Source organism: Thermus sp., assembly GCF_039793865.1.
Lineage (GTDB): Bacteria > Deinococcota > Deinococci > Deinococcales > Thermaceae > Thermus.
The window spans coordinates 1-18,053 of the sequence record NZ_JBAMMI010000089.1 but is presented as its reverse complement, the minus strand read 5'-3'; the positions used below and the strand labels follow the sequence as shown (position 1 = coordinate 18,053).

At 69.2% G+C, this 18,053-nt stretch carries 22 protein-coding genes; 10 read left to right on the top strand and 12 right to left on the bottom strand.

Annotation, left to right across the window (positions count from 1 at the left end):
• Positions 1–39: 39 nt before the first annotated feature.
• Complete coding sequence (era, locus tag ABJK26_RS08710; RefSeq protein WP_347241892.1) at positions 40–945, bottom strand: GTPase Era; 906 nt, start codon at positions 943–945, stop codon at positions 40–42.
• An 82-nt stretch (positions 946–1,027) separates the two neighbouring features.
• On the opposite strand from era, the gene dprA reads away from it, so the two are divergent.
• Both dprA and ABJK26_RS08700 read left to right on the top strand, forming a co-directional pair.
• Entirely contained in the window at positions 1,028–2,029 is a 1,002-nt protein-coding gene (gene dprA, locus ABJK26_RS08705; protein ID WP_347241891.1) for a DNA-processing protein DprA, read from the top strand.
• A gap of 55 nt (positions 2,030–2,084) precedes the next feature.
• A complete protein-coding gene (locus tag ABJK26_RS08700) occupies positions 2,085–3,038 on the top strand; it encodes a branched-chain amino acid transaminase (protein ID WP_347241890.1) in 954 nt (317 codons plus the stop codon).
• On the opposite strand, the gene trmH is transcribed toward ABJK26_RS08700, so the two are convergent.
• Genes trmH through dcd form a run of 4 tightly spaced genes read right to left on the bottom strand, consistent with a single transcriptional unit; the run spans position 3,028 to position 5,851 of the window.
• A complete protein-coding gene (gene trmH / locus ABJK26_RS08695) occupies positions 3,028–3,612 on the bottom strand; it encodes a tRNA (guanosine(18)-2'-O)-methyltransferase TrmH (RefSeq protein ID WP_347241889.1) in 585 nt (194 codons plus the stop codon). The genes ABJK26_RS08700 and trmH overlap by 11 nt on opposite strands.
• Entirely contained in the window at positions 3,609–4,226 is a 618-nt protein-coding gene (hisG, locus tag ABJK26_RS08690; protein ID WP_347241888.1) for an ATP phosphoribosyltransferase, read from the bottom strand. The genes trmH and hisG overlap by 4 nt, the downstream gene beginning before the upstream one ends.
• Positions 4,223–5,302 carry an ATP phosphoribosyltransferase regulatory subunit gene (locus tag ABJK26_RS08685; protein WP_347241887.1) on the bottom strand — a complete coding sequence of 360 codons (1,080 nt, stop codon included), beginning with the start codon at positions 5,300–5,302 and terminating at the stop codon, positions 4,223–4,225. Before ABJK26_RS08685 ends, hisG begins: the two co-directional genes overlap by 4 nt.
• A 3-nt stretch (positions 5,303–5,305) precedes the next feature.
• On the bottom strand, positions 5,306–5,851 hold the full coding sequence (gene dcd / locus ABJK26_RS08680) for a dCTP deaminase (protein WP_347241886.1): 546 nt from the start codon (positions 5,849–5,851) through the stop codon (positions 5,306–5,308).
• Positions 5,852–5,881: 30 nt separating this feature from the next.
• Here dcd and ABJK26_RS08675 point away from each other — a divergent pair, with 30 nt between their 5' ends.
• On the top strand, positions 5,882–6,745 hold the full coding sequence (locus ABJK26_RS08675; protein ID WP_347241885.1) for a putative Ig domain-containing protein: 864 nt from the start codon (positions 5,882–5,884) through the stop codon (positions 6,743–6,745).
• A 106-nt stretch (positions 6,746–6,851) separates the two neighbouring features.
• Here ABJK26_RS08675 and ABJK26_RS08670 read toward each other — a convergent pair whose 3' ends face one another.
• Positions 6,852–7,331 carry a macro domain-containing protein gene (locus ABJK26_RS08670; protein ID WP_347241884.1) on the bottom strand — a complete coding sequence of 160 codons (480 nt, stop codon included), beginning with the start codon at positions 7,329–7,331 and terminating at the stop codon, positions 6,852–6,854.
• 28 nt (positions 7,332–7,359) lie between these two features.
• Between ABJK26_RS08670 and ABJK26_RS08665 the strand changes: the two genes are divergently transcribed.
• Both ABJK26_RS08665 and nrdR read left to right on the top strand, forming a co-directional pair.
• Positions 7,360–8,067, top strand: coding sequence for an SDR family NAD(P)-dependent oxidoreductase (locus ABJK26_RS08665; protein ID WP_347241883.1), 708 nt, complete (start codon positions 7,360–7,362; stop codon positions 8,065–8,067).
• Positions 8,064–8,555 (top strand): transcriptional regulator NrdR, encoded by a 492-nt coding sequence (gene nrdR / locus ABJK26_RS08660; protein WP_347241882.1) that lies wholly within the window; start codon positions 8,064–8,066, stop codon positions 8,553–8,555. The genes ABJK26_RS08665 and nrdR overlap by 4 nt, the downstream gene beginning before the upstream one ends.
• A 39-nt stretch (positions 8,556–8,594) precedes the next feature.
• Here nrdR and ABJK26_RS08655 read toward each other — a convergent pair whose 3' ends face one another.
• The 5 genes from ABJK26_RS08655 to ABJK26_RS08635 are packed head-to-tail and all read right to left on the bottom strand — an operon-like array spanning position 8,595 to position 12,692.
• On the bottom strand, positions 8,595–9,410 hold the full coding sequence (locus ABJK26_RS08655; protein ID WP_347241881.1) for a menaquinone biosynthesis protein: 816 nt from the start codon (positions 9,408–9,410) through the stop codon (positions 8,595–8,597).
• Positions 9,407–10,525: an aminofutalosine synthase MqnE gene (gene mqnE / locus ABJK26_RS08650; protein WP_347241880.1), complete on the bottom strand. Its 1,119-nt coding sequence runs from the start codon at positions 10,523–10,525 to the stop codon at positions 9,407–9,409. Before mqnE ends, ABJK26_RS08655 begins: the two co-directional genes overlap by 4 nt.
• 10 nt (positions 10,526–10,535) lie before the next feature.
• Positions 10,536–11,201 carry a hypothetical protein gene (locus tag ABJK26_RS08645; RefSeq protein ID WP_347241879.1) on the bottom strand — a complete coding sequence of 222 codons (666 nt, stop codon included), beginning with the start codon at positions 11,199–11,201 and terminating at the stop codon, positions 10,536–10,538.
• Positions 11,202–11,648 (bottom strand): YqhA family protein, encoded by a 447-nt coding sequence (locus ABJK26_RS08640; protein ID WP_347241878.1) that lies wholly within the window; start codon positions 11,646–11,648, stop codon positions 11,202–11,204. It abuts the gene before it with no gap.
• 9 nt (positions 11,649–11,657) lie between these two features.
• A complete protein-coding gene (locus tag ABJK26_RS08635; RefSeq protein ID WP_347241877.1) occupies positions 11,658–12,692 on the bottom strand; it encodes a substrate-binding domain-containing protein in 1,035 nt (344 codons plus the stop codon).
• Positions 12,693–12,767: 75 nt separating this feature from the next.
• On the opposite strand from ABJK26_RS08635, the gene ABJK26_RS08630 reads away from it, so the two are divergent.
• The 5 genes from ABJK26_RS08630 (at position 12,768) to purD (ending at position 17,238) form a co-directional block, all read left to right on the top strand.
• On the top strand, positions 12,768–13,301 hold the full coding sequence (locus ABJK26_RS08630) for a glycerol-3-phosphate acyltransferase (RefSeq protein WP_347241893.1): 534 nt from the start codon (positions 12,768–12,770) through the stop codon (positions 13,299–13,301).
• A 9-nt stretch (positions 13,302–13,310) separates the two neighbouring features.
• Positions 13,311–14,105 carry a fumarylacetoacetate hydrolase family protein gene (locus tag ABJK26_RS08625; RefSeq protein ID WP_347241876.1) on the top strand — a complete coding sequence of 265 codons (795 nt, stop codon included), beginning with the start codon at positions 13,311–13,313 and terminating at the stop codon, positions 14,103–14,105.
• On the top strand, positions 14,099–14,998 hold the full coding sequence (locus tag ABJK26_RS08620; protein ID WP_347241875.1) for an MBL fold metallo-hydrolase: 900 nt from the start codon (positions 14,099–14,101) through the stop codon (positions 14,996–14,998). Before ABJK26_RS08625 ends, ABJK26_RS08620 begins: the two co-directional genes overlap by 7 nt.
• Positions 14,999–15,100: 102 nt before the next feature.
• Positions 15,101–15,988, top strand: coding sequence for a phosphoribosylglycinamide formyltransferase (gene purN / locus ABJK26_RS08615; protein WP_347241874.1), 888 nt, complete (start codon positions 15,101–15,103; stop codon positions 15,986–15,988).
• Positions 15,985–17,238: a phosphoribosylamine--glycine ligase gene (gene purD / locus ABJK26_RS08610; protein WP_347241873.1), complete on the top strand. Its 1,254-nt coding sequence runs from the start codon at positions 15,985–15,987 to the stop codon at positions 17,236–17,238. The genes purN and purD overlap by 4 nt, the downstream gene beginning before the upstream one ends.
• Here purD and ABJK26_RS08605 read toward each other — a convergent pair.
• The coding region (locus ABJK26_RS08605; RefSeq protein WP_347241872.1) for a 3'-5' exonuclease at positions 17,228–18,053 on the bottom strand (826 nt) is incomplete at its 5' end. The genes purD and ABJK26_RS08605 overlap by 11 nt on opposite strands.

Here is an 18,053-nt window from a genome sequence, read left to right as displayed (position 1 = left end):
TATGCTACTCCCCAAGGCCCGGGCGCGCCGCCTTTCGCCTCACCCTACGGAGGAGCGGTAGCCGAGCTCCCTCAAGGCCTCGGGGTCCTTGCGCCAGTCGGGGTAGACCTTGACCTCGAGGTCCAGGTACACCCTGCGCCCCAGCAGGGCCTCCAGCTGCTTCCTCGCCGCCTGACCGATCTCCTTGAGCTTCCTTCCCCCCTCCCCGATGACGATGCCCTTCTGGGAGGGGCGCTCCACGTAGATCACCGCCTTGAGGTAAAGCACGCCGTTTTCCCGCTCCGCCACCTCCTCCACCTTGGTGGCGATGGCGTAGGGCACCTCGTGCCAGAGGCGCTTCATGGCCTCTTCCCGGAGGATCTCCGCCACCCACTCCCCGAAGGTCTGGTCCCCCTTGGGGTGGTCCTCGGGGTAGTAGAAGGGGCCCTCGGGGAGGAGGGCGAGGAGCTCCGCCTTGAGGGAGGCCACCTGCTTCGGGTCCAGGGCGGAAAGCTTCCGGGGCAGGGCCTCGGGGAGGAGGGCGTGGTAGGCCTTTAGCGCCTCCTCGGGGTACTTGGCCTCGTCCAGCTTGTTGCCCACGAGGAGGATGGGCACCTTGCCCGCCAAGGGCCTTAGGGCCTTGGCCACCAGCTCGTCCTCGGGGGTGGGGGGGCGGCGCAGGTCCACCACCCAGACCACGGCGTTCACGTCGGAAAGGGCCTCGTAGACCTCCTGGTCCATGAACTCCCCCAGGGCGTCCATGGGCTTGTGGAGGCCCGGGGTGTCCACGAAGACGATCTGGCGCCTTCCCTCGGTGAGAACACCCCGGAGGCGCTTCCTCGTGGTCTGGGGGCGGGGGCTTATGGGGGCCACCTTGGTCCCCAAGAGGTTGTTGAGCAGGGTGGACTTGCCCACGTTGGGCTTGCCCACGATGGCCACAAAGCCGGAGTAGGTCTTCTCTTCCATGGCGTTTAGGTGATCCCGGCCCTCCGGATTTGCCCCTTGGGGCAGGGGCCGGACCTTCCAAGGCTTCCAGTATACTCCAGGCGTGGACCCTTTGGCCTTGGCCTTCCTCCCGGGCATCGGCCCGAAGCGGCTTTTGGAGGCCCTAGAGGCGGAGGATCCCGCGGGCTTCCTCCAGGAACGCTTCCCCGAGGCCTGGCGGCGCCTGCCCGAGGCCGAGGAGCGGGCGGCGGCGGAAAGGCGCCTCGCGGAGGGGATGGGCGTGCGCCTCGTGGGCCTTTGGGAAGAGGGTTTCCCCGAGGGGCTGAAGGCGCTTCCCCAACCCCCCACCCACCTCTACCTGAAGGGAGAGCTTCCCGAGGAGGGGAAGGCGGTGGCCCTGGTGGGCACCCGCAGGGCCTCCCCTTGGGCCTTGGCCTTCGCCCGGAGGCTTGCCCGGGAGCTCGCCGAGGCCGGGCTTTGGGTGGTCTCGGGCCTCGCCCGGGGGATAGACCGGGAGGCCCACCTGGGGGCCCTGGAGGGGGGCGGGCGCACCCTGGGGGTCCTGGGAAGCGCCTTGGACCGGGTCTACCCCCCGGAAAACCGCTCCCTGGCGCAAAGGATGGACCTCCTCTCCGAGTTCCCCTTCGGAACCGGGCCCAAGCCCGAGTTCTTCCCCCGGAGGAACCGCCTCATCGCCGGGCTTTGCCGGGCGGTGGTGGTGGTGGAGGCCCCCCCGGACTCCGGAGCCCTCATCACCGCCCGCCACGCCCTGGAGCTCGGCAAGGAGGTGCTGGCCGTGCCCGGAAGGCCCACGGACCAAGGCTCCCTAGGGGCCAACCGCCTCATCCAGGACGGGGCCTACCCGGTGCTCGGGGCGGAGGACGTGCTCTCCTACCTGGGCTTTTCCGGAAAGCCCAAGCCCCCCTCGGACCTCTCCCCCGAGGAGGCCAGGCTTTACGAGCGCCTGCGCCAGGGCGAGGCCCTGCCCGACGACCTGGCCGAGGCCCTGGGCCTCCCGGCGGAAAGGGTGCTCGCCCTCCTCACCCTCTTGGAGGTGAAGGGCCTGGCCCAGGCCCTCCCCGGGGGGAGGTACGGGGCGGTATAGGTGCGTTTAGAAGCCCGCGTGGGAAAAAGCGCTATGATGGGGGCGGAGGTTCGCCATGACCAAGCCTGAGGCCAAGGGCGGCGACGCGCAGATCAAGGCCGGGCTCATCTGGATGAACGGGGCCCTGGTGCCCCAGGAGGAGGCCAAGACCAGCGTCCTAAGCCACGCCCTGCACTACGGCACGAGCGTTTTTGAAGGAATAAGGGCCTACGAGACCCCCAAAGGTCCCGCCATTTTCCGGCTCAAGGAGCACGTGCGGCGCTTCTACAACTCCGCCAAGGTGCTCCGCATGGAGATTCCCTTCGCCCCCGAGGAGCTAGAGGAGGCCATCAAGGAGGTGGTGCGGAAAAACGGCTACAAGAGCTGCTACATCCGCCCCCTGGCCTGGATGGGGGCGAAGGCCCTCGGGGTGAACCCCCTTCCCAACAACCCCGCCGAGGTGATGGTGGCCGCCTGGGAGTGGGGGGCCTACCTGGGAGAGGAGGCGGTGCGCAAGGGAGCCAGGCTCATCACCAGCTCCTGGGCCCGCTTCCCCGCCAACGTGATGCCGGGCAAGGCCAAGGTGGGCGGCAACTACGTGAACTCGGCCCTGGCCAAGATGGAGGCGGTGGCGGCCGGGGCGGATGAAGCCCTCCTCTTGGACGAGGAGGGGTACGTGGCCGAGGGGAGCGGGGAGAACCTTTTCTTCGTGCGGGACGGGGTGATCTACGCCCTGGAGCACTCGGTGAACCTCGAGGGCATCACCCGGGACTCCGTGATCCGCATCGCCAAGGACCTGGGCTACGAGGTCCAGGTGGTGCGGGCCACCCGGGACCAGCTCTACATGGCCGACGAGGTCTTCATGACCGGCACCGCCGCCGAGGTGACCCCGGTGTCCATGATTGACTGGCGGCCCATCGGGAAGGGGACGGCGGGCCCCATCGCCCTTAGGCTTCGGGAGGTCTACCTCGAGGCCGCCACCGGGCGGCGGCCCGAGTACGAGGGCTGGCTCACGTACGTTACTTCCTGAGCCAGTCGGCGAGCACCTTTTGGTAGAGCTCCGGGTCCAGGCGGGGTTTTTCATAAAGCCCCGCCTTCAGCCTCTGCCGCTGGGCTTCAAAGAGGATCACGGCGGCGGCCACGGAGACGTTCAGGCTCTGGACCATGCCGAACATGGGGATCCTGATGGCCCCATCCGCCAGGGCCAGGGCCTCCTCGGAAACCCCCCACTTCTCCGCGCCGAAGAGGACGCAGGTGGGCTCCGTGTAGTCCACCTCCCGGAAGTCCTGGGCGTCCTCCCTAAGGGCCGTGGCGTAGACCCGGAAGCCCCGCTCCTTCAGGTACCGGAAGGCTTCCTGGATGCCCTCGTGCACCCGCAGGTAGACCCACTTGTGGCTCCCTCCGCTCGTCTCGTTGAAGGTGGGCACCCCGCCCGTGGGGTTCACGGCGTGGGCCTCGAGGACCCCCACGGCGTCGCAGGTGCGCAGGATGGCCGAGAGGTTGTGGGGCTTGTGCACGTTCTCCAGGAGGACGGTGAGGTCGGGCTGCCGCCTTCTTAGGACTTCTTCTATCTTGTGCCTTCGCGCCTCGGTGCGTTCCCTCATGGGGCAAGCTCCCTGAGCCTCTGGATCAAGGACTTGAGGACCTCCCGCTTGAGCTTAAGCGCCTGCCGGTTCACCACGAGCCTCGCCGTGGAGCGGGCGAGGACCTCCACCTCAATAAGCCCCGCCGCCCTCAGGGTGGCCCCGGTTTGCACCACGTCCACCACGGCGTCGGCGAGGCCCGTGACCGCGGCGAGCTCAATGTTCCCGGAAAGCTCCACCACGTCCGCCGCCCAGCCCCTTTCCTTGAGGAGGCGGGCGGTGAAGGTGGGGTACTTGGTGGCGATGCGGCGGATGGGCCCCGTGTCGTGGGGGCGCCTTATGAGGGAGAGGCGGCAGGCGCCGAAACCCAGGTCCACGGGCTCAAAAAGGTCCCGCCCCGAGTCCAAAAGCACGTCCTTGCCCACCACCCCGATCTCGGCGATCCCCAGGTCCACGTAGACGGGGACGTCCTTGTTGCGGAGCTCCAGAAGGGCCACGCCGCCCTCCTTCCCGTGGAGGAGGGTCCTTTCCCCTTCCACCTCGGGGAGGTCCAGCCCGGCCCGCCTCAGGGCCTCGTAGGCCTCCTGGAACATCCGCCCCTTGGGCAGGGCCACGGTGAGGGAAAAGCGCCTCATTCCACCCTCCAAAGCTCCTCCCCCCGGGCGAGGAAGGGGATGCCGCGCCTTTTGGCGTAGGCCAGGGGGTCTTCCCCGTGGAAAAGCTCCGTGCGCCTCTCCCGGGCGAAGCGGCGGAGGGCCTTTAGGTCCAGGGCCAGGACCTCGGGGGCCGCCTCCTCCTGGGGGGGCTTGAGGGCCTCGAGGAGCCTCTCCACCCCCAGGGCGAAGCCCGCGGCCTTGGGGAGGAGGGCCCCGTCGTACCGCCCGCCCCCGAGGAGGGGGAGGCCGAAGCCCGGGGTGTAGGCCCGGAAGAAGATCCCCGAGTAGTACTCGTAGCGCCGGGCCATGCCCAGGTCCAGGAGGACGGGCCTCCCCAGGAGGTGCAGGGTCTTTTCCAGGCCCTTCAGGGCCTCCCGGGCCTTGGGGGGAAGGGGGAGGCTTCGCGCTTCCTTAAGAACCTCCTCCCCCCCGTAGAGGTCGGGGAGGGCGAGGAGGGCCCGCCTCGCCTCCTCGGGGACGGGGCTTTGCGCGAGAAGCCCCTTCAGCTCGGGCAGGTTCTTGCGGTGGACGGCCTGCTGTACCCGCTTCTGCAGGGCCTCAGGAAGCCCCAAGGCCCGAAGCACCTCCCCCACGAGGCTCGGGAGGCCCACCTCCACCACGCCCTCCACCCCGAGGGCCTCGAGGGCGGCGAAGGCGAGCTCAAGCACCTCGGCGTCCGCCAAGGGCCCCGTGGCCCCCAAGAGCTCCAGGCCCACCTGGGTGTACTCCCTCAGGCGCCCAAGCTCCGCGTCCGCCTCCCGAAGCCAAAGGGCCCCGGCGTACTGGAAGCGGTGGACCCCCTCCCCCAGGTGGGCCCGGAGGAGCTTGGCGAGGAGGGTGGTGAACTCGCTCCTTAAGGAGAGCACTTCCCCCGTCTTGTCCACCAGCTTGAAGGCCCTTTCTGCCAGGGGGTGGTCGGGGTCGTAAAGCTCCAGGGCGGGAAGCTCCACGGGCTCGTAGCCGTGGCGCCGGAAGAGGTCCTGGAGCTTCCCCACCGCCTCGGCCTTGAGCCGGGCCTCGGGGGGCAGGAGGAAGCGGGTGCCCTCGGGGATCATGGCCTAGACCCGGGGCAGGGTGATGCCCTTCTGCCCCTGGTACTTGCCCTTGCGGTCCCGGTAGGTGACCTCGGGGCGGGGGCCTTCCAGGAAGAGGAGCTGGACGATGCCTTCGCCTGCGTAGACCTTGGCGGGAAGGGGGGTGGTGTTGGAGATCTCCAGGGTGACGTGGCCCTCCCAGCCGGGCTCCAGGGGGGTCACGTTGGCCACGATGCCGCACCGGGCGTAGGTGCTCTTGCCCAGGGCGATGGCGATGACGTTGTCCGGCATGCGGATGTACTCAACGCTCCGGGTGAGGGCGAAGGAGTTGGGGGGGATCACCACCTCCTCCCCCTCGTACTCCACGAAGCTTTTGGGATCAAAGCGCTTGGGGTCCACCACGCTGGAGAAGACGTTGGTGAAGATCTTCCACTCCGGGGCGGCCCGGAGGTCGTACCCGAAGGAGGAAAGCCCGTAGCTGATGACCCCCTCCCGCACGAGCCTCTCCTCAAAGGGCTCAATCATGCCCTTCCTCGCCATCTCCCGGATCCACCAGTCCGGCTTCACCATGCCCTCAACTATACCCGCTAGACTTGGCTCATGCGGAAGCTTTGGCCCCTGGCCCTCCTCCTCGCCGCCTGCGGCGCCCAGGACGTGGGAGCGGGCCTGGACCCCTTGCGCCTCACCGCCACCGCTCTTCCCCCGGCCTACCTGGGGGAGCCCTACCAGGCGGTCTTCAGCGCCGAAGGAGGGGTGCGCCCCTATAGCTTCGGCCTGGACGGGAAGCTCCCCCAGGGCCTCACCTTCCAGGGGGGAAGGCTTTCCGGGGTGCCCAAGGAGAAGGGGAGCTTCGCCCTCATCCTCACCGTGGAGGATGCCGCCAAAAACAGCCGGGCCCAGAAGCTCACCCTCACGGTTTCCGACCCGCCCCCGCCGAGGCTCACCCTGGTCCTCCCCCCGGCCCAGGTGGAGGGGCCCTTCCTCCTCCTCGCCCGGGTGGAGGGGCGGGAAGCGGTGGGCTTCCAGCTGGAGGTGCGCCTTCCTGGCCTCAGCCCCGACCTCGCAAGCCTCGAGGCCCTAAGCCCCGTCCACCTCCTGGACTACGATCCCCAAAGCCGCCTCCTCCGCCTGGACATGGCCTTCCCGAGGCCCCTCAAGGACCAGGAGGCCTTCCGCCTCCTCCTCACCCCGGAGAAGCCCCTCACCCCGAGGCTTTCGCCCCAGGTGGTCCTCTACGACAAGGAGGGGAAGCCCTCGGGCCAGGTCCCTTCCCGGGGGAGGCCCTTCGCCGACCTTCTCGCCCTGGCCCAGAACTGGGGTCGGGAGGGGAAGGAGCTGAAGGGGGACCTGGACGGGGACGGCAAGGTGGGGGAGGCGGACCTCCGGCTTCTCGCCCAGGGCTACTTCCCCAAGGTTCAGGCCCCGCCCCCGGGGGAGGGGTCGGGGCAAGGGGGGGCTCCCTGAGGAAGGGCCTCGCCCTTCGGTCCTTGCGGGGGTGGGGCCTTCCCGCGCGCCCCTTCGCGCCGCCCCAAAGGAGGCGGCGCGCCTGGTCCGCTACCGGAAAACCCCTCTAGAGCGCCCTGCGGATGGCCTCGGCGTCCTCCTCGCGGTAGCCGTAGAGGGTGACCTCCAGGGTGTCCGGGGCCTTCTTGATCTCCTCCAGCATCGCCCGGGCCACCGCCTCCACGGGAAGCCCCCCCACCCCGGTGCCGAGGAGGGGAAAGGCCAGGGTCCTTAGCCCAAGCTCCACCGCCTTCTCCAGGGCGCTTTTCGTGGCCTTACGCACCGTCTCCAGGCTTGCGGGCTCGTCCCCCAGGACGGCGGCGTGGATCACGTAGCGCACGGGGAGGTTCCCCGCCCCCGTGACCGCCGCCTCTCCCACCTGGATCTTGCCGATGCGGTCGCACTCCTCCTGGATGGAGGGACCCCCCTTCCTCAGGATGGCCCCCGCCACCCCGGCCCCGAGCTTCAGGTAGTTGTTGGCGGCGTTGACGATGGCGTCCCCCCGGAACTCGGTGATGTCCCCTTGGGCCACGCGGATTCGGGCCATGCCCCTATTTTCCCGTACAATGGGCCTGATGTCACGGGACCTCTTGGGCCTCGAGGGGAAGATCGTCATGGTCACGGGCGCGGGCCGGGGGTTCGGGCGGGCCATCGCCCACGGGTACGGGCGCAACGGGGCCACGGTCATCGCCGTGGACCCCGAGGTGGAGCTCGCCACGGGGGTGGCCTCGGAGGTGGAGGCCCTGGGGGCCACGGCCATCCCCATCCGCGGGGACATGAGCGTGGTCTTGGACGTGACCAGCACCTTTGAGAAGGTGGAGGAGCTCTTTGGCCTTCTGGACGGCATCGTCCACGTGACCACCGCCGAGAGCAAGACCCCCTTCGTGGAGCTTTTGGAGGGCGAGTGGTACGACCTCATGAGCCAGGACGTGAAGTCTAGCCTCTACGTCCTCCAGCAGGGGCTAAGGCACCTGGCGGGAGGCGGGTTCGTGACCATCGTTCTACCGCCCGCGGCCCGCATAGAGCCCCACACCGTCTCCGTGCGTAAGGCGGTGGAGGGCCTCATAGAGGGGGCCACCCGCACCTTCCCCGGGGTGCGGGTGAACGGCGTGGTGCCCTCCCGTGACCCCGTGGGCGACCCCTACGACCTGCCCTTGGTCCGGGCCGCTTTGGGCCTGGGGTCCATGGTCTCCGAGGGGATCCGGGGGGTGGTCCTCGAGGTCCAGCTCCCCGAGCCCCCCTTGGAGTTTGAACCCTACGCCGCCTTGAGGGAGCTGCCATGAAGTGCCCCTACTGCGGCCACCCCGACACCCGGGTGGTGGACTCGAGGCCCTCCGACGAGGGCATGGCCATCCGCAGGCGGCGGGAGTGCCCCTCCTGCGGACGCCGCTTCACCACCTACGAGCGCACCCAGCTCGAGCCCCTCATGGTGGTCAAGCGGGACGGCCGCAAAGAGCCCTTCAACCCCGACAAGCTCCTAAGGGGCCTCCTCCTCGCCTGCGAGAAGCGGCCCGTGGACCGGGAGGCCCTGAAGCGCTTCGCCTACACCTTTGAAGACCAGGTGCCGGGCCCCGAGATCTCCTCCGAGGAGATCGGCCTAAAGGCCATGGCCTTCCTCAAGGACCTGGACCACGTGGCCTACATCCGCTTCGCCTCGGTCTACCGGGAGTTTGACTCGGTGGAGCGCTTCATTGAGGAGATCCGCTACCTTTTTGGGGTGGGCTCGCCTAGTACCCCGGAGGGAGCGGGAGAAGGGAGAGAAGAACCCTAAATACACACCCGTCGCCCTGATCTTTGCAAGGCAAGCCCGCTATTCGGGATAGAACACCGGGGCGAAGGGGAGGCCGAGGGCCTCGGCGAAGGCCTTTAACCCCAAGCGGTCGGGTTCCTCCAGGTGGTAGCGGAAGTTCCAGAGGTAGTGCTGGAGGAGGAGGGGGGGGACGCCGAGCCTTTGGGCCTCCGCCTCGGCCACCTCCCTAAGCCGCCCCAGGCCCTCCCGCCGGGCCTCCCTCAGGGCCTCCACCAGGGCCTTGGGGGGAGGGTTTTCCTTCCGGTAGGCCCAGACGGCGAAGACGAAGGGGAGGCGGGTCCTTTGAAACCACAGGGTGGAGAGGTCCGCCACCTCCACCTCCCCGAAGCGGGTGGGGAGGGCGTGGGGCGTTCTGGGGACTTCCCGAAGAAGGGCGGCGTAGGCCTGAATGGCCCGATCGCCGATGAGGAGGACGCCGTCGTAGGCGGAAAGGAGCTCCAGCCCTCCCTCCCGACCTTCGTAGCGGGGCTCGGCCCCGGCCTCCTTCAGGAGGAGCTTTAGCAGGGCCACGCTGGTGGCGCTTTCCGTGGTGAGGGCCACCCGCTTGAGGTCCCTGAGGGGCTTCACGTGAAAGAGGTTCACCGAGTACACGGGGCCAAGCACGGCCACGGAGAAGTCGGTGAGGAGGCCCAAGGCGTCCTGGTGCTTGAGGTAAAAGTAGCTGGAGACCAGGGAAAGCCCCACCTCCCCCGAGAGAAGGAGGCGGTTGAGCTCCGCGGGGACGGCATAAAGGACCTGGAGGCCCTCGAGCCTCAGGAAGTGGTGAAGGGGGGCGACGTTGGCGTAGCGGGGAAGGCCCAGGACGTAGGGCCTCACGCCTCCACCTGGTCCCAGACCCGCACCTCCCGGTAGAGGGCGTCCCGCTCCACGGGGATCCGGCCCGCCATGAGGATGATCCGGGCGAGCTCCCGCTTGGTGAGGCCCTGGGGCGTGGGGCTGCCCGCCATGTGGACGATCCTCTCCTCTATGAGGGTGCCGTCTATGTCCGTGACCCCCCAGTCCAAGGAGACCTGGGCGAGCTCGGGGGTCAGGGTGGCCCAGTACCCCTTGATGTGGGGGAAGTTGTCCAGGTAGAGCCGGGCCACGGCTAGGTTCCTGAGGTCGTCTAGGCCCGTGGTGAACTCCCTTTTGCCGAGTTCCCGGGCGAGCTGGTTCCCGTCGGGCTGGAAGGCCAGGGGGATGAAGCTCATGAAGCCCCCTGTTTCGTCCTGGAGCCGCCTTAAGCGCTCCATGTGGTCCAGGCGCTCCTCGAGGGTCTCTATGTGCCCGTAGAGCATGGTGGCGTTGGTGGGGATGCCGAGCTCGTGGGCGGTGCGGTGGATCTCCAGCCACCCTTCCGCCGAGACCTTGGCCCGGGCGATCCTCCGCCGCACCCTCTCGGCGAAGATCTCCGCCCCCCCTCCCGGCATGGCGTCCAGGCCCGCCTCCTTCAGGGCCTTTAGGACCTCCCGGTAGGGGAGGCGGGCGATCTTGGAGAAGTGGTGGATCTCCGCCGCGGTCCAGGCCTTCACCTGCACCCCGGGGAAGCTCTCCTTGAGGGCCCGCACCAGGTCCAGGTAGTAGGAGAAGGGCCTTTTGGGGTGGTGGCCCGCCGTGAGGTGGATCTCCGTGAGCCCCGGCTGGTAGCGTGCCCTTACCCAGGCCACCACCTCCTCCACGTCCCAGTCCCAGGCCCCCTCCTCCCCGAAGCGCCTTTGGAAGGCGCAGAAGGTGCACCCCACGTAGCAGATGTTGGTCTGGGAGACGCGGATGGAGTGGACGAAGTAGGTCTTGTGCCCGTGCTTCCTTTCCCGGACCAGGTTGGCGAGGCGCATGAGGGTGGGGAGGTCCTTGGTTTGGTAGAGCAAAAGGCCGTCCTCAAAGGAAAGCCGCCTCCCTTCCAGCACCTTCTCGGCGATGGGGAGGAGGCGGGGGTCCCGGATCCCTCTCACGCCCTGGAGTCTACTCCCCTTGGAGGCGGCTGACCAGGGCCTCCACCTCCTTTTGCCTTCCCCCCACGCTTTTCTCGGGGAGGAGGGCTCGGAGGTAGCGGTCGGTGAGGAGGAGGTCCACGTAGGGGTAGACCGTGGCCGCCATGACCGCGTCTAAGAGGTCGGAGGGGCGGGGCTTGCGCCCGGGGTCCGAGGCCATCTTGGCGAGGAGGTGGGCGAGGAGCCTTGCAAAGGGCACCTCCTTGAGCCCGGCGCGCTTTCGCACCTCTTCCAGGGCGAGGGCTTGGGCCTCATGGTAGGGGAGGCCCCGGAGGGCCTCGGGAAGCCCCTGGAAAGGGGAAAGGTCCGCCGGGGTCTCCCAGCTTCCCCCCCGGTGGAGGAAGTCCTCCCGGTAAAGCCCCCTCTCCTGCCTGAGGGCCACCTCCTGCCAGGGGCGCACCCAAAGGCCCCCCGAGAGGGCGGCGAAGACCTCCTGAAGGGCGGGGAGGAGGTAGCCCGCCTTCTCCTTTGGGCCCCGCTGGGGATGGAGGGTTTCCAGGACGTGGAAGGGGCTCGGAGGGGCGAGGGCCTTCCCCCTTAGGGCCTGGAAGAGCCTGCCGAAGGCCTCGTGCCCCCTTTGGCCCAGGAGGTGCTTGGCCATGCGGCTTGCGTGGTTTTGGTCCAGGTAGACCAGCACCTACTCCTTGGCCCGCGCCAGCCACAAGGCGGCGCTCAGAAGGGCCACCCCCCCGGCGAAGAGGAGGAAGTCCAGGGCCTCCTTTGGCTTGAAGGCCAGGGCCTTCTCAAAGAACTTCACCACCAGGATCATGACGATGACCTGGCCCAGCTTGTTCTTGAGGTCGGCGAGGCTTTGGACCGCCAGGACGTTTTCCAAGGGCACCTCCAGCTTGCCGATGAAAAGCTCAAAAAGGCCCACGCCGAAGATGAGGAAGACGGCGGCGAGGAGGGCCAGGTCCACGGCCCCCACCAGGGCGGGGAGGGCGGCCTCGAGGCCCTGCCCCAGGGCGCCCACGGCCTCCCAAAAGGCGTGCCAGGCGAAGTAAAAGGCCCCAAGCAAAAGGCCCGCCACCGGCAGGACCACGATCCAGCGCACCAGGTTGGTCAAGGCGTTCCAGAAGCCCATGGGAGGATTCTAGGGCACGTAGGGCGCGGGGCCCGGGGTCAGGGTGGAGGTCCTTTCCACCAGGGTGGGCTCAAAGCGCACCTCCCGGGGGGCTCCGGCGTAGCCCTGCATCCTCTCCAGGAGGAGCTGGGCCGCTCTGGCCCCCATGGCCTCCACGGGCTGGGCGATGGTGGAAAGCCCCACCTCTTCGGTGAAGGGGTGCCCGTCAAAACCCAGGACCCGCACGTCCTTTCCGGGGGTGAGGCCGAGCCTTTGGGCCTCCTCCAGGACTCCCAGGGCCACCTGGTCCGCCCCGGCGAAGACGCTTAAGGGTGGGGAGGCCTTCTCCAGGAAGTGGCGTAGGGCGAGCCGCCCGCCTTCCTGGGAGAGGCGGGTGACGTAGAGGTGGTCCTCCGGGAAGGGGCGGCCCGCCTCCTTTAGGGCCTCCAGGAAGCCCGCCATGCGCTCGGCGAAGACGGTGTGGCGGAAGGCCCGGTCCGGTTCCTCCTCCACCTTGATGGCGAAGATGGCCCCGGGGAAGCGGGCGAGGTAAGCCCCGGCGAGCCTCCCCCCTAGGAAGTTGTCCAGGTAGACCGAGTCGTACCGGGGGTTTTTGGCGTCCACAAGGACCACGGGGCGGTCGGTGGGGAGGCGGCCTTCCTCAAAGTGCTCCGTGAGGTCGTAGGAGGCGAGGATGAGGCCGTCGGTGAGGTAGGCCAGGGTGGAGCTCTCCAGGTAGCGCTTGAGCCGGGCCTGGGAGAGGATGGGGAAGAGGGCCAGGTCGTAGCGCTTTTCCAGGAGGACCCCCTCGAGGCCCTCTATGAGCCTGCGGTAAAACTCCGTGGCCACGAAGGGCAGGAGGACGCTCACCGTGTAGCTCCGCCCCCCGGCGATCCTGCGGGCGTGGGGGTTGGGGGTGTAGCCCAGCTCCTCCATGGCCCTAAGGACCCGGGCCCGGGTCTCGGGGCGCACCGCCGGGTGGTTGTTGAGGACCCGGCTCACCGTGCCCAGGCCCACCCCGGCCCGGGCGGCCACCTCGTGGATGGTGGGTTGCTTCTTCCTCATGGCGTGTGGAAGCGCTTCATGGAAACTTCCATCCTCAGGATACGCCAGGGCCTCGGCCTTTGCAAGAATGGGGGCATGGCCCACCTCCTCCTGGCCTACCTCCTGGGCTCCCTGGTGGGGGGGCTCCTCCTCTTTCCCGGGGCGCGGGGAAGGGACCTTCCCGGGGGCTCGGGGGTCTTCCGCCAAAGGGGCCCCTGGGCCGCCCTTTTGGTGGTCCTCTTTGACCTGGGAAAGGGGGCCTTGGCCGCCCTCCTCACCCCCCCTGGGCTCCGCCCCTACGCCGGGGCGGCCCTGGTGGCGGGGCACAACTGGCCCCTCTTCTTCCGCTTCCGGGGGGGAGGGGGGATCGCCCCTTCCTTGGGCTTCTTCCTGGCCTGGCTTCCCGAAGAGACCCTTTGGGCCACGGCTTTGGGCCTTGGGGTGGCGGGGGCGTACCACCTCCTCTACTGGCGGAAGGGGCGGAAGGGGGTTTACCCCATCCCCTTCGGGGCCATCTTCGGCTACCTGGCCCTTTTCTTCCTGGCCCCGGCCGAGGGCCGGCTGGGGGCGCTTTTGGTGGCGGGGGTGGTCCTCCTCCGGGGCCTGCAAATCCTCTTGGGAAAATGGTAGCTTTAGAGCATGAAGATCCTGCGCTTCAACGAGGGGAGGTGGGGAATCCTCGAGGGCGAGCTCGTCCTGGAGACGGACGCCCCCGGGGGGAACCCCACGGGAAAGCGGTACGACCTGGCCTCCGTCACCCTTTTGCCCCCGGCTACCCCCACCAAGGTCGTCTGCGTGGGGCGGAACTACCGGGAGCACATCAAGGAGATGGGCCACGACTTCGGCGAGGACCTCCCCAAGGAGCCCGGCCTATTCCTCAAGGGGCCCAACACCCTGGCCCGGCCCGGGAACCCCAGGGACCCTTGGGGCACCGCCGAGCCCGTCCCCTACCCCTTTTTCACCGAGGAGCTCCACTACGAGGGGGAGCTCGCCGTGGTCGTCGGGGACAGGATGCGGAACGTCCCTCCCGAGAAAGCCCTGGACCACGTCCTGGGCTACACCGTGGCCGTGGACATCACCGCCCGGGACGTGCAGAAGAAGGACCTGCAGTGGGTCCGGGCCAAGAGCGCCGATAAGTTCCTGCCCCTTGGCCCTTGGGTGGAGACCGACCTGGACCCAGAGAACACCTGGGTCCGCGCCTACGTGAACGGGGAGCTTAGGCAGGAGGGGCACACCTCCCAGATGATCTTCAGCGTGGCGGAGATCCTCGCCTACATCTCCGGCTTCATGACCCTGGAGCCCTTGGACGTGGTCCTCACCGGGACCCCTTCCGGCGTGGGGGCCCTGAGCCCCGGGGACCGGATTGAGGTGGCGGTGGAGGGCGTGGGCACCCTTCACACCCTTATCGGACCCAAGGAGGAGAGGCCGTGGTGAAGGTCTTGGACCTCCGCTTCCAGGGGGTGGAGCGGGTCATCGCGAGCTTCCTCCTGGACTCCGGGGAGGGGCCCGTCCTCGTGGAGACGGGGCCGGAAAGCTGCTACCCGCGGCTTGTGGAGGCCTTGAGGGCGGAGGGGGTGGCCCCCGAGGAGGTGCGCCACGTCTTCGTGACCCACATCCACCTGGACCACGCGGGGGCGGCCTGGCGGTTGGCCGAGCTTGGGGCCACGGTCTACGTCCACCCCAAGGGAGCGCCCCACCTGGTGGACCCCTCGAGGCTCCTGGCCTCCGCCGAGCGGATCTACGGGGACGCCTTAAAGGCCCTCTGGGGCGAGGTCCGGGGGATCGCGAAGGAGAGGGTGCGCCCCCTGGCCGACGGGGAGGTGGTGGCCCTAGGCGGCCTCGAGGTCCAGGCCCTGGAGACCCCGGGGCACGCGGGCCACCACCACGCCTACCGGGTGGGGGACCTCGTCTTCACCGGGGACGTGGCCGGGGTGCGCATCGCCCCGGGGCCCGTTTTGCCCCCAACCCCGCCCCCGGACATCCACCTGGAGAGCTGGTACGCCTCCTTGGACCGCCTCCTCGCCCTCCGCCCCAAGGCCCTCTACCTCACCCACTTCGGCGCCTACCGGGACGTGGAGGCCCACCTCCAGGCCCTGCGGGAGACCCTGGAGGCCTGGGCGGGCTGGGTCCTCCACCGCCTGAAGGAGGGGCTTTCCGAGGAGGAGATGGTCCGGCGCTTTGAGGCCTACTGGCGGGAGGGCCTGAGGAGGGCCGGGGTGGACGAGGCGGGCATGCGCCTTTACGCCCTCGCCGACCCCCCCTTCATGAACCTCCAGGGCCTGGCGCGCTACTGGCAGAAGCACCACCCCGAGGCCTTGGGAGGCTAGGTGCCCGCGCGTTGGCCCTGCAACATGGGATACCCGGGCTTGGGCTGTGGGAAAGCGCTTTTGGGGCCTCCACCGTGGCAAAAGCCGCGGTGGGGTACGTAGATGGGGCCCTTTCCCTTGGGACGGCCCGCCCGGATGGCGGTCTTCGCCTCGGGGCGGGGGACGAACCTCGAGGCCCTCCTCGAAGCCTTCCCCCAGGGGCACCCCTTGGGGGAGGTGGTCCTGGTGGTCTCGGACAACCCCGGGGCCTTCGCCCTGGAAAGGGCGAGAAGGCGCGGGGTGGAGGCCCAGGCCCTCCCCTGGCGGGGGCGGCGGGCCTTTGAGGAAGAGGCCCTGGGGCTCCTGGAGGAAAGGCGGGTGGACCTCGTCCTCCTGGCAGGCTTCATGCGCCTCCTCTCGCCCCGCTTCGTGGAGCCCTGGTACGGCCGCCTCCTCAACCTCCACCCTTCCCTCCTCCCCGACTACCCGGGGCTTCGGGTCCACGAGCGGGTCCTCGCCGCGGGGGAGCGGGAAACCGGCTCCACGGTGCACTTCGTGGACCAGGGGGTGGACACGGGGCCCATCCTCCTCCAGGGGCGGGTGCCCGTTCTCCCCGGGGACACCCCGAAGACCCTGGAGGCCCGCGTCCTCCGCCTGGAGCACCGGCTTTACCCCAAGGCCGTCCGCCTCCTCCTCCTGGGCCTCGCCTTCCCCCCGCCTTCCGACCTGGAGGAGCGGCTCGGGGAGGAGGCGGCCCGGGCCTTCCAGGTCCTCTCCCCGCGGGAAAAGCCCCTCTACCTCCGGGCCTGGGCCCTCCTTAGGGCCTGGGGGCGGGAGGAGCGGGTGGGCCCCGCCTTCCTGGGGCAAGGAGGGGAGTGGGGGCGGGCCGCCTTCCTCGCCGCCCACCTCCTTGGTGGGTCCGACCCGGCCCTCCTGGAGGAGGTGGCGGAGCTTCCCCCCGAGGTCCGGGTCCAGGTGGAGGGGGCCTTGCGGGTAGAATCCTCGCCATGAAGGTCCTGGTGGTGGGAAGCGGGGGGCGGGAGCACGCCCTCCTCTGGAAGGCGGCGCAAAGCCCACAGGTAGAGAGGCTCTACGCCGCCCCCGGCAACGCCGGTATGGCGGCCCTGGCCGAACTCGTCCCCTGGAACGGGGACGTGGAGGCCCTGGCGGACTGGGCGCTTGCCGAGGGGATAGACCTCACCCTGGTGGGCCCGGAGGCCCCCCTGGTGGAGGGCATCGCCGACGCCTTCCAGGCCCGGGGGCTTTTGCTCTTCGGCCCCACGCAGAAGGCCGCCATGATTGAGGGCTCCAAGGCCTTCGCCAAGGGGCTCATGGAGCGCTACGGCATCCCCACGGCGCGCTATAGGGTCTTCCAGGAGCCCCTCGAGGCCCTGGAGTACCTGGAGGAGGTGGGGGTGCCGGTGGTGGTCAAGGACTCCGGGCTCGCCGCGGGGAAGGGGGTCACGGTGGCCTTTGACCTGCACCAGGCCAAGCAGGCGGTGATCAACCTTCTCTCCGGTCCCGAAGGGGGAGAGGTGGTGATAGAGGAGTACCTCGAGGGGGAGGAGGCCACGGTCCTCGCCCTCACCGACGGAAAGGCCGTCCTTCCCCTCCTTCCCTCCCAGGACCACAAGCGCCTCCTGGACGGGGACCAGGGCCCCATGACCGGGGGGATGGGGGCGGTGGCCCCCTACCCCATGGACGGGGCCACCCTAAGGCGGGTGGAGGAGGAGGTCCTCTGGCCCCTCGTCCGGGGGCTGGAGGCCGAAGGGGTGGTCTACCGGGGGGTGGTCTACGCCGGGCTCATGCTCACCCGGGAAGGCCCCAAGGTGCTGGAGTTCAACGCCCGCTTCGGCGACCCCGAGGCCCAGGCCCTCCTCCCCCTCCTGGAGAACGACCTGGTGGACCTGGCCCTCAAGGTGGCCGAGGGGAGGCTTGCGGGGACGAGGCTTTCCTGGAAGGAGGGGGCCGCGGCCTGCGTGGTCCTGGCCGCCCCGGGCTACCCCGAAAGCCCGAGGAGGGGGATCCCCCTAGAGGTGCCCGAGCCCCCGGAAGGGGTCTTGGTCTTCCACGCCGGGACCCGGAGGGAAGGGGGCAGGCTCGTGAGCGCCGGGGGGCGGGTCCTAAACGTGGTGGGCCTGGGGAAGGACCTGGGAGAGGCCCTGGAGCGGGCCTACGCTTTCCTTCCCCGGGTGGGCTTTCCCGGGGCGGTGTACCGGAAGGACATCGGGCGGAAGGCCCTTGCCCGCCTCAGTACCTGAGCTTGGCCAAGGGGAGCCTCTCGCAGGCGTAAAGCACCGCCCCCAGGGTGCGGAGGCCCCGCTCTTTGAGGAGGGGGACCATGCGCGCGAAAACCTCTGCGGTCATGAGGGCGTCCCCCAAGGCGGTGTGCCGCCCTAGGATGGGCACTCCGAAGCGCTCCGCCAGGGCTTCCAGGCGGTGGTCCTTGAGGTCGGGGAAGAGGAGGTGGGCGAGGAGGAGGGTGTCCACCAAGGGGGGGTGGTCTATCCCCGCCCGCTTCAGGAAGGCCATGTCAAAGGCCCCGTTGTGGGCGAGGAGAACGGTGTCCTCTATGAAGGCGCGGAAGGCGGGCAGGACCTCCTCCAGCCGGGGCTTTCCCTGGAGCATTTCCCAGGTAAGGCCGTGGATCTCCTGGGAGGCCTTGGGAATGGGGCGGCCCGGGTCCACCAGGGCCTCGAGGACCTCGTGGCGGAGGACCCTGGTCCCTAGGACGTGGACCGCTCCTATGGACACGATGGCGTCTTTGGCGGGGTCCAGCCCCGTGGTCTCCAGGTCAAAGGCGGTGTAGAGGAGGCCCTCCAGGGGGGCTTCCTCGAGGGCCTCGGGGACCTGGAGGAGGGCAAGGTCAAAGACCGCGGCCCGGGGCGGGGGGCCTTCGGGCAGGAAAAGCTTCGGGGCCTTCCGGGCGGGCAGGAGGAGGTGGAGGCGGCTCCCCTCGGCCCAGAGGCTTCCCCCGGCCCTCTCCACCGCCTCCTTGAGGAGGGGGTGGGGCGGGGGAGCGGGGTGGGGGAAGGTGAGGGTGAGGTGGAGGAGGCCGCCTTCCCCCTCTCCCTTC

Excerpts from the sequence above, each read along its gene's own strand:
- era (WP_347241892.1), bottom strand. The coding sequence starts at position 945 with ATGGAAGAGAAGACCTACTCCGGCTTTGTGGCCATCGTGGGCAAGCCC.
- ABJK26_RS08700 (WP_347241890.1), top strand. The coding sequence starts at position 2,085 with ATGACCAAGCCTGAGGCCAAGGGCGGCGACGCGCAGATCAAGGCCGGG.
- trmH (WP_347241889.1), bottom strand. The coding sequence starts at position 3,612 with ATGAGGGAACGCACCGAGGCGCGAAGGCACAAGATAGAAGAAGTCCTA.
- hisG (WP_347241888.1), bottom strand. The coding sequence starts at position 4,226 with ATGAGGCGCTTTTCCCTCACCGTGGCCCTGCCCAAGGGGCGGATGTTC.
- ABJK26_RS08685 (WP_347241887.1), bottom strand. The coding sequence starts at position 5,302 with ATGATCCCCGAGGGCACCCGCTTCCTCCTGCCCCCCGAGGCCCGGCTC.
- dcd (WP_347241886.1), bottom strand. The coding sequence starts at position 5,851 with ATGGTGAAGCCGGACTGGTGGATCCGGGAGATGGCGAGGAAGGGCATG.
- ABJK26_RS08675 (WP_347241885.1), top strand. The coding sequence starts at position 5,882 with ATGCGGAAGCTTTGGCCCCTGGCCCTCCTCCTCGCCGCCTGCGGCGCC.
- ABJK26_RS08670 (WP_347241884.1), bottom strand. The coding sequence starts at position 7,331 with ATGGCCCGAATCCGCGTGGCCCAAGGGGACATCACCGAGTTCCGGGGG.
- ABJK26_RS08665 (WP_347241883.1), top strand. The coding sequence starts at position 7,360 with ATGTCACGGGACCTCTTGGGCCTCGAGGGGAAGATCGTCATGGTCACG.
- nrdR (WP_347241882.1), top strand. The coding sequence starts at position 8,064 with ATGAAGTGCCCCTACTGCGGCCACCCCGACACCCGGGTGGTGGACTCG.
- ABJK26_RS08640 (WP_347241878.1), bottom strand. The coding sequence starts at position 11,648 with ATGGGCTTCTGGAACGCCTTGACCAACCTGGTGCGCTGGATCGTGGTC.
- ABJK26_RS08635 (WP_347241877.1), bottom strand. The coding sequence starts at position 12,692 with ATGAGGAAGAAGCAACCCACCATCCACGAGGTGGCCGCCCGGGCCGGG.
- ABJK26_RS08630 (WP_347241893.1), top strand. The coding sequence starts at position 12,768 with ATGGCCCACCTCCTCCTGGCCTACCTCCTGGGCTCCCTGGTGGGGGGG.
- ABJK26_RS08625 (WP_347241876.1), top strand. The coding sequence starts at position 13,311 with ATGAAGATCCTGCGCTTCAACGAGGGGAGGTGGGGAATCCTCGAGGGC.
- purN (WP_347241874.1), top strand. The coding sequence starts at position 15,101 with ATGGGGCCCTTTCCCTTGGGACGGCCCGCCCGGATGGCGGTCTTCGCC.
- purD (WP_347241873.1), top strand. The coding sequence starts at position 15,985 with ATGAAGGTCCTGGTGGTGGGAAGCGGGGGGCGGGAGCACGCCCTCCTC.